This is a genomic window from Clavibacter sp. MX14-G9D (assembly GCF_032917815.1).
In the GTDB taxonomy this organism is placed as follows: domain Bacteria; phylum Actinomycetota; class Actinomycetes; order Actinomycetales; family Microbacteriaceae; genus Clavibacter; species Clavibacter michiganensis_K.
The window spans coordinates 1-8,216 of the sequence record NZ_JAVCVL010000128.1; the positions used below are offsets into that span (position 1 = coordinate 1).

The window sequence follows — 8,216 nt, forward strand, 5'->3', positions numbered from 1 at the left end:
GCGAGCGTCCCGAGCGCCGCGGCGACGGCGGCCTCGAAGCCCGGCCGCACGTGCACGTGCTCGGCGAGGAGCCCGAGGACGCCGGGGAGGCCGGCGGCGGCGAGGTCGCTCGACCCGTCGCGCTGGTCGAGCGCGCTCGCGAGGGCCTGCTCCCGGGCGGACAGGGCGTCCCGCTCCCGCTCGCGGGCGTGCAGCTCCTCGCGCACGGCCTCGATCGCCGACTCCTCGCTCGCGACGTCGGCCTGCGCGTCCTCGTAGGCGCGCGTGAGCTCGGATCCGCCCTGCTCGTCGGCCTCGCCCTCGGCCTCCCCGCGCTCGCGCTCGGCCTCGGCGGCCTGCAGCCGGGAACGCGCGGCGTCGAGCGCGTTCTGCTGCCGGAGGACCTCCCCGCGGACGGCGGCGAGGCGGGAGCCCGCGGTCTCGGCGCGGCCCTGGAGACCCGCGATCTCGAGGTCGTGGCGGGAGACCAGCGCACTCTGCGCCTGGATCTCCTCGTCGAGGGCGTCGAGCGCCTGGCGTCCCGCCGCGGTCGCCTGCCGCGCGGACGCCCAGGCCGCCTCCGCGACCGCGATGAGGGTGACGAGCCGCTCGGCCTCGTCGCGCGACTCCTGCACCTGGGCGGGCGTGGTGCCCGCGGCGGCCTCGGGGGCGTCGTCCGCGGATCCGAGGAGCGCGAGCCGCTGCTGGGCGAGCGACAGCAGGCTGCGCAGCCGCTCCTGGACCTGCTCCAGGGCGAACGCCGTGCGGCGCGCGGCGTCCACCTCGTCGCCCTCCTGCTCCTCGACGATGCGCTCGGAGCGGAGCACGGCCCGGTCGAGCCGCTCCTGGAGGACCATCCGCTCGGTCGTGCGCTCCTCCTCGGTGCGCGTGTGCTCCGCGAGGGCCCGGCGGAGGCCGACGACCTCGTCCGCGACCAGCCGCGCCCGGGCGTCCCGCACCACCGCGGCGACCGTCTGCGCCTGGCGGGCCACCTCGGCCTGCCGCCCGAGCGGCTTCAGCTGGCGGCGGATCTCCCCCGCCAGGTCGCTGAGGCGCGTGAGGTTCGCCTGCATGCCCTCGAGCTTCCGGAGCGTGCGCTCCTTGCGGCGGCGGTGCTTGAGGATCCCCGCGGCCTCCTCGATGAAGCCGCGCCGCTCCTCCGGGGTGGCACGCAGCACGTTGTCGAGCCGGCCCTGGCCGACGATGACGTGCATCTCGCGGCCGAGGCCGGAGTCGCTGAGGAGCTCCTGCACGTCGAGGAGGCGGCAGGACGTGCCGTTGATCGCGTACTCGCTGCCGCCGTTGCGGAACAGGGTGCGCCGGATCGCGACCTCGGTGTAGTCGATGGGGAGCGCGCCGTCGGCGTTGTCGATCGTGAGCGTGACCTCGGCCCGGCCGAGCGGCCCGCGCGTGGAGGTGCCGGCGAAGATGACGTCCTCCATCTTGCCGCCGCGGAGGGTCTTGGCGCCCTGCTCGCCCATCACCCAGGCAAGGGCGTCGACGACGTTGGACTTGCCGGATCCGTTGGGGCCGACGACGCAGGTCACGCCCGTCTCGAACCGGAACGTGGTCGGCTGCGCGAACGACTTGAACCCCTTGAGGGTCAGGCTCTTCAGGTGCACGCCCGTCGCCCTCCTCGCGTGGTGGTCCCGATCACGGTACCGGACGGGCCGGTCGCGCCCGGGAGCCGCGCGCGGGCGGCGTCCGGTCGCGCGCCGCCGCTAGCGTGGTGGGGCGCCGGCCGCCGAGGACGCGCGCGCGACCGCCACCGCCACCGCCGAGGGAGCCGACCATGCCGCACGACGCCGCCCCGCCCTCCACGGTCGACGAGGTCACCCCGCCGTCCGCGCCGGGCGCCGCCGGGTGGGACGAGTTCGTGGCGCTCACCGACGTGGTCAACCGCGCCCAGTCCCACGACCTCGGGCACGACGCGTTCGTCTGGCTGCCGGAGGAGCTGATCCCCGACTACGCCGACGTCGCCCACGTCCGGAAGCGCCTGCTCGCCGCGCGGGTGGACGGCCGGATCGTCGGCCGCGGGCTCCTCTCCACCTGGCTCAACGACCCGACCACCTCCGACGTCGCCGTGTCCGTGCTCCCCGAGCACCGGCGGCGCGGGATCGGCCGGGAGCTCCGGGAGCGCGTGGAGCGGATCGCCGTGGACGCGGGCTGCCGGACGCTCACGGCCTTCACGATGCACCGCGCGGAGGCGGACGGGTCCCCCATCCCCTCGCCCACCGGGGTCGGCGCGGTCGGGGCGGACGACCCGTCGTCGCGCTTCGCGGTCGACGCCGGCTACCGCCTCGGCCAGACCGCGCGGACGAGCGCGCTCGACACGCGGGAGGCCGCGCCGACGCTCGCCGCACGCCTCTCCGACGCTCGCCGCGCCGCGGGCGACGGCTACCGCGTGCTCTCCTGGGTCGACGCGACCCCGGAGCACCTGCTCGACGACCTCGCCGTGCTGCACACGCGCATGTCGACGGACACGCCGGCGGGCGACCTCCCGCAGGAGGAGGACCCGTGGGACCCCGACCGGATCCGGGACGCCGAGGCCCGACGCGCGGCCGCGGGCCGCACGGGTCTCACGACCGCGGTCGAGCACGTGGCCACGGGGCGCCTCGTGGGCTTCACCGAGATCGCCGTCTCCCCCAGCGGGCGGCGCTCCGACGGCCACGCCTACACCTACCAGCAGGACACGCTCGTGCTGGCCGAGCACCGCGGCCACCGCCTCGGCATGCTCCTCAAGGTCGAGAACCTACGTCACCTGGCACGTGAGGCGCCCGAGGTCGACCGCGTCGTCACCTGGAACGCCGACGAGAACCGGCCGATGCTCGCGGTGAACGAGGCCCTCGGCTTCCGGCACGTCGCCACGAGCGGCAGCTGGCTGCGCGCCGTCGACGACGCGCGCTGACGGCACGTCGTGCCGCGAGGCGTCCCTCGCGTGTCGCCCGAGCCGCTCAGGCGGCGGCGACGTCCGGGTCGGGCAGGGCCTGGCAGCGCGGGCAGAGGTGCGAGCCGCGGTTCATGAACGCCTCGCGGACGATCGGCGTGCCGCAGCGGGGGCACGGCCTCCCCTGCTGCCCGTAGGCGTTGAGGCTGTGCGAGAAGTAGCCGGACGCTCCGTTCACGTTGACGTACTGCGCGTCGAAGCTCGTGCCGCCCTCGGCCAGGGCCCGCGCGAGCACGTACCGCACCTCGGCGAGGAGCCGCAGCGCGCGGCCGCGCCCCAGGGCGTCCGTGGGGTGGGCGTAGTGGATCCGGGCGGCCCACAGGGCCTCGTCGGCGTAGATGTTGCCGATCCCGCTCACCAGGGTCTGGTCCAGGAGCGCCCGCTTGATGCCGGTGCGCCGCCGGGCCAGCCGCGACAGCAGCAACTCGTCGTCGAAGGCCGCGTCGAGCGGGTCGCGGGCGATGTGCGCGACCTGCGTCGGCACGAGCGCGGCGTCCGAGCCCCGTCCGCCGGCACGCCCGTCGGGCGTCGCGACGAGCCGGTCCACGGCCATGGACCCGAAGATCCGCTGGTCGACGAACGCGACGACGAGCTCGCCGTGCGCCGGGTGCTCGATGCCCATGCGGATGCGGAGGAGCCCGTCGGGGTCGGATCCGGGCTCGCGGAGGAGCACCTGCCCGCTCATGCCGAGGTGGGTCACCAGGGCGCGGGGACCCGTCGCGTCGCGTCCGGCGTCGGGCTCCAGCGGCAGCCACATGAACTTGCCCCGGCGGACGGCCGAGGTGATGACCCGGTCGACGAGGAGGTCGACGAACGCGCCCTCGAGCGGGTCGTGGCGCTTGAGGGAGCGGGCGTCGAGGATCTCGACGCCGGTGATGCGGGCGCCGGACACGGCCGGCGCGAGGCCGGCGCGGACGACCTCGACCTCGGGGAGCTCGGGCACCGCGGGTCAGGCCGTGGTGCGCGCCTCGAGGCGCGTCCACGCCTCGAGCGCGGCCGTCATCTCGGCCTGCTTCTTGCTGGATCCCTCGCCCGTGGTGCGCACGGCCTCGCCGACGGAGACGACGGCGTGGAACCGCTTGCTGTGGTCGGGACCGCTGTCGCTCACGTCGTAGACGGGCGCGGGAAGGCCCTGGCGCGCGGCGGACTCCTGCAGCGCCGTCTTCGGGTCCATGGCGGCGCCGAAGCGCGCCGGGTCCTCCAGGAGGGGCGCGACGAGGCGCAGCACGAGGCCGGTGGCGGCCTCTCCCCCGGCGTCGAGGTAGCAGGCGCCGATGATGGCCTCGACCGTGTCGGCGAGGATCGACGACTTGGCCCGGCCGCCCGTCAGCTCCTCGCCCCGGCCGAGCAGCAGGTGCTCGCCCAGGCCGATGCCGGTGGCGACCTCCGCGAGGGCGACGCTCGAGACGAGGCTGGCGCGCCGCTTGGCGAGCTCGCCCTCGTCGAGGTCGGGGTTCTCGAGGTAGAGCATGACCGTGACGGCCTGCCCGAGGATGGAGTCGCCGAGGAACTCGAGGCGCTCGTTGTGCGGGATGCCGCCGTGCTCGTACGCGTACGAGCGGTGGGTGAGCGCGAGCTCGAGGAGCTCGGGGCTCACGTCCACGGCGAGGAGGCGCCGGAGCGCGTCGCGGTCGCCGTGGACGCGGGATCCCGTGGTGCCGGTCATGTCCGACGTCCCGTGCGGGCGTCGACTAGACGTCGGCGACCTTGCGGCCCTTGTACTCCATGTACAGGGGCGTGCCGGCGGCGTCCTCGATCACGCGCGCACGGTGCGGCATGGAGTAGACGACCTTGCCGTTCTCGATGGTCTTGACGAGCGTGGGAGCCTCGGCCTTCCACTGCGAGCGGCGCGCACGCGTGTTGGATCGGGACATCTTCCTCTTGGGTACGGCCATGACTAACTCTCATCTCTCTGCGTTTCGGTGTCGGCGCCTTCACGCGCCGCACCGCTGTCTTCGGAAGCTCGGAAGCCGGACAGGGCTGCCCAGCGCTGATCGATCTCGGGCTCCGGGTCGGAGTCCGCGAGGACCAGGCTGATGCCGGGACCCAGATCGAGATCGAGGTCCTCGCCCGGCACTTCGGGCTGGAACGGCAGTGACAGCACGACCGCATCCCGGATGACCGGCTCCAGGTCCACGTGCTCGTCCTGGACCTGGTAGTCGAAGGCTTCATCACGAGAGTACGCGAACATCTCCGCGAAATCGACCTGGACACGCTCCTGCATGTCGGCGAGGGTGCGCGCGGACTGGCCGTCGGCCACCGTGTCGACCTCCCCCGTGGCGAGGATCCCGTCGTGGAGGGACTCGAGGCGGACGTGCACGCGCATCTCGCGGCCCGCAGGGACGGCGATGAGGCCCTCCCCCATGCGCTCGGGGAGGTCGATGGTCAGGTCGAGCTCGCGCATCTCGCCGGGGCGATGGACGATGTCGTGGACGTGCACCGTGAATGGGGTCTTCTGGAACCTGGACACCCGTACACGGTACAGGTCGTCAGCCGGTGCGTCGGACGGCCAGCGCCTCCGCGACGGCCGCCGGCACGTAGGGGGCGACGTCGCCCCCGAGCGTCTCGACCTGCCGCACGAGCGAGCTCGACACGTGGGCGTGCGCGGGATCCGGGAGCAGCAGCACGGTCTCGACGTCCGCGAGGTCGCGGTTGACGAGGGCCATCGGCGTCTCGTACGTCACGTCGAGCTGCGAGCGGACGCCCTTGACGAGCACGGTCGCGCCGATGCGCCGGCAGTAGTCGACGAGGAGGCCCGCGCCCCAGGAGTCGACCCGCACCGTGGCCGGGAGCCCGGCGTCCCGGATCACGCGCTCGAGGAGGGCCACGCGCTCCGCGAGCGGCAGCATCGGCGTCTTGCCGGGGTTGTGCACCACGAGGACGACGAGCTCGTCGTAGAGGCGGGCCGCCCGCCGCACGATGTCGAGGTGGCCGAGCGTGACGGGGTCGAACGATCCGGGGACGACGGCGATCCGCTGCATCCCGCCAGCCTACGGCCGGGTCCGGTCAGTTCTTGTCGAGGAAGGCGCGCTCCTCGTCGTCGAGCCGACGGGCGAGCGCCCGGGCGAGCGCGGGGTGCCCGTCGAGCGTCGGCGACGCCTCCAGCACGTCGTGGGCGTGCTCCCGCGCGGACTCGATGAGGTCGCCGTCCTGCGCCACGCGCAGCAGCCGGAGCGACGAGCGGCCGCCGGACTGGTTCGTGCCGAGCACGTTCCCCTCCCGGCGCAGCTCGAGGTCGACGCGCGCGAGCTCGAAGCCGTCGAGGGTCGCGGCGACCGCGTCCACGCGCTCCCGCGCCACGGTCTCCGGCTCCGCGTGGGTGACCATGAGGCAGAGGCCCGGGACGCCGCCGCGACCGACGCGGCCGCGCAGCTGGTGCAGCTGCGAGACGCCGAAGCGGTCCGCGTCGAGGATCACCATCGTCGAGGCGTTCGGGACGTCCACGCCCACCTCGATGACGGTCGTGGCGACGATCAGGTCGATGTCGCCCGCGGAGAAGGCGCGCATGACGCGGTCCTTCTCCTCCCCGGGCATGCGGCCGTGGAGGACGGCGCGCCGGACGGACCCGAGCCGTGGATGGGCGGCGAGGAGCGCGTCGACCTCGGTGACGGTGGCGAGGGCGGGCCGCGACGGCGCGTCGTCTGCGCCCTCGGCGGCGTCCTCGTCCTCCGCGTCGGGATCCTGCGGGTCGATGGCGGGGCACACGACGAACGCCTGGCGCCCCGCCTGGATCTCCTCGGCGGTGCGCTCCCAGACCCGCTCGATCCAGGCCGGGTGCTCGTGCAGCGGCACGACGAACGACGCGATGGGCTGGCGGCCGCTCGGCAGCTCCGCGATGGTCGAGACGTCGAGGTCGCCGAACACCGTCATCGCGACCGTGCGCGGGATGGGGGTGGCGGTCAGCACCAGGACGTGCGGCGGGGTGCCGCCCTTCCGGCGCAGCGCCTCCCGCTGGTCGACGCCGAAGCGGTGCTGCTCGTCGACCACCACGAGCCCCAGGTCGAGGAACTCCACGCGGTCGCCGAGGAGCGCGTGCGTGCCGACGACGATGCGCGCCTGGCCGCTGACGATGCGCAGCAGGGCGCGCTTCCGCTCGGCCACGGGGAGCTGTCCGGTCAGGAGCGTCGGCATGAGCTCCGCCGCGAGGTCCGGCCCGAGCGACGCGGTCAGCGAGCGGAGGTGCTGGCTCGCGAGGACCTCGGTGGGCGCCAGCAGCGCCGACTGCCCGCCCGAGTCGGCGACCGCGAGCATCGCCCGGAGCGCCACCAGGGTCTTGCCGGAGCCGACCTCGCCCTGCACGAGGCGGTTCATGGGCCAGGTGCGCGCCATGTCGGCGGCGACCTCCTCGCCGACGAGGCGCTGGTCGCCCGTGAGCTCGAAGGGCAGCTGCGCATCGAGCCGGGCGAGCCGGCCGTCGGGGAAGGGGACCCGCGGGGTGGCGGGGAGGGCGCGGGCGGCCTGACGCCGCTGGAGCAGGGCGGTCTGCAGGACGAACGCCTCCTGGAAGCGGAGCGCGTCGCGGCCGCGCCGCCAGTCGACGTCCCTCTCCGGCCGGTGCACGCCCTCGAGCGCCGCGCGGAACGGGAGGAGGCCGCGCTCGGCGCGGACGTCCGCCGGGACGGGGTCCTCCAGGTCGTCGACCGCGTCGAGCGCGAGCGCCACCGACTTCGCGACCTGCCAGCTCGCCATCGAGGCCGTGGCCGGGTAGATGGGGATCGGCATCTCGGCCCACCGCCGCGCGGCCGCGTCGGGCTCCCCGCCCGACAGCTCCGGGCCCTCGTGCGCGTCGAAGAGCTCGTAGTCCGGGTGCGCGAGCTGGAGCGCTCCGCGGTAGTCGCTGACCTTGCCGGCGAAGATCCCGCGGACGCCCGGCACCAGGTCCTTCGCGCGCCACGCCTGGTTGAAGAAGGTGAGGGTGAGGAAGCCGCGGCCGTCGGTGATCCGCACCTCGAGGATGCTGCCGCGTCGGGCCCGCATGGGCCGCTCCCGGACCTCGCGCACCTCCGCGACGATGGTCGCCTGCTGGTCGACCGGCAGCTCCGCGAGGGCGGTCAGCTCCCCGCGGCGGGCGTAGCGGCGCGGCAGGTGCTCGAGGAGGTCGGCGACCGTGCGCAGCCCGAAGGCCTTCTGGAGCACCCCGGCGGTGCGGCCGCCCACGACGCCCGCGAGCGCGGCGTCGGATCCCGTCATCCCTCGAGTGTACGAGGGGCGTCCGACGCCGCCGGCCCGGCGGCCGGCCCGGCGGGCGTCCCGGCGGACGGGTCGGCCGGTGCGTCGCCGTCGACCCGCG

Annotated in this window: 8 protein-coding genes; 1 reads left to right on the forward strand and 7 read right to left on the reverse strand. The window is 74.8% G+C overall.

Annotated features, from left to right (window positions below):
* Positions 1-1,601: AAA family ATPase (locus Q6969_RS10660; RefSeq protein WP_317230417.1), on the reverse strand; the 1,601-nt coding region annotated here is incomplete at its 3' end.
* Between the two features lie 170 nt (positions 1,602-1,771).
* On the opposite strand from Q6969_RS10660, the gene Q6969_RS10665 reads away from it, so the two are divergent.
* The gene (locus tag Q6969_RS10665) at positions 1,772-2,887 is read left to right on the forward strand and encodes a GNAT family N-acetyltransferase (protein ID WP_317230418.1); all 1,116 of its coding nucleotides are present in this window, start codon (positions 1,772-1,774) and stop codon (positions 2,885-2,887) included.
* Between the two features lie 46 nt (positions 2,888-2,933).
* Here the strand turns inward: Q6969_RS10665 and mutM are convergent, their stop codons facing one another.
* The 6 genes from mutM to Q6969_RS10695 are packed head-to-tail and all read right to left on the reverse strand — an operon-like array spanning position 2,934 to position 8,116.
* Positions 2,934-3,869: a bifunctional DNA-formamidopyrimidine glycosylase/DNA-(apurinic or apyrimidinic site) lyase gene (gene mutM, locus Q6969_RS10670; protein WP_317230419.1), complete on the reverse strand. Its 936-nt coding sequence runs from the start codon at positions 3,867-3,869 to the stop codon at positions 2,934-2,936.
* Positions 3,870-3,875: 6 nt separating this feature from the next.
* Entirely contained in the window at positions 3,876-4,592 is a 717-nt protein-coding gene (rnc, locus tag Q6969_RS10675) for a ribonuclease III (RefSeq protein ID WP_094115619.1), read from the reverse strand.
* A 25-nt stretch (positions 4,593-4,617) separates the two neighbouring features.
* Positions 4,618-4,821 (reverse strand): 50S ribosomal protein L32, encoded by a 204-nt coding sequence (gene rpmF, locus Q6969_RS10680; protein WP_012298174.1) that lies wholly within the window; start codon positions 4,819-4,821, stop codon positions 4,618-4,620.
* A 2-nt stretch (positions 4,822-4,823) separates the two neighbouring features.
* Positions 4,824-5,396, reverse strand: coding sequence for a DUF177 domain-containing protein (locus Q6969_RS10685; RefSeq protein ID WP_104342915.1), 573 nt, complete (start codon positions 5,394-5,396; stop codon positions 4,824-4,826).
* 19 nt (positions 5,397-5,415) lie between these two features.
* Entirely contained in the window at positions 5,416-5,907 is a 492-nt protein-coding gene (gene coaD / locus Q6969_RS10690; protein ID WP_317230420.1) for a pantetheine-phosphate adenylyltransferase, read from the reverse strand.
* Positions 5,908-5,932: 25 nt separating this feature from the next.
* Positions 5,933-8,116: an ATP-dependent DNA helicase RecG gene (locus Q6969_RS10695; protein WP_317230421.1), complete on the reverse strand. Its 2,184-nt coding sequence runs from the start codon at positions 8,114-8,116 to the stop codon at positions 5,933-5,935.
* Positions 8,117-8,216 lie beyond the last annotated feature (100 nt).

Coding starts and splice junctions, on each gene's coding strand:
- Q6969_RS10665 (WP_317230418.1), top strand. CDS start 1,772: ATGCCGCACGACGCCGCCCCGCCCTCCACGGTCGACGAGGTCACCCCG.
- rnc (WP_094115619.1), bottom strand. CDS start 4,592: ATGACCGGCACCACGGGATCCCGCGTCCACGGCGACCGCGACGCGCTC.
- rpmF (WP_012298174.1), bottom strand. CDS start 4,821: ATGGCCGTACCCAAGAGGAAGATGTCCCGATCCAACACGCGTGCGCGC.
- coaD (WP_317230420.1), bottom strand. CDS start 5,907: ATGCAGCGGATCGCCGTCGTCCCCGGATCGTTCGACCCCGTCACGCTC.
- Q6969_RS10695 (WP_317230421.1), bottom strand. CDS start 8,116: ATGACGGGATCCGACGCCGCGCTCGCGGGCGTCGTGGGCGGCCGCACC.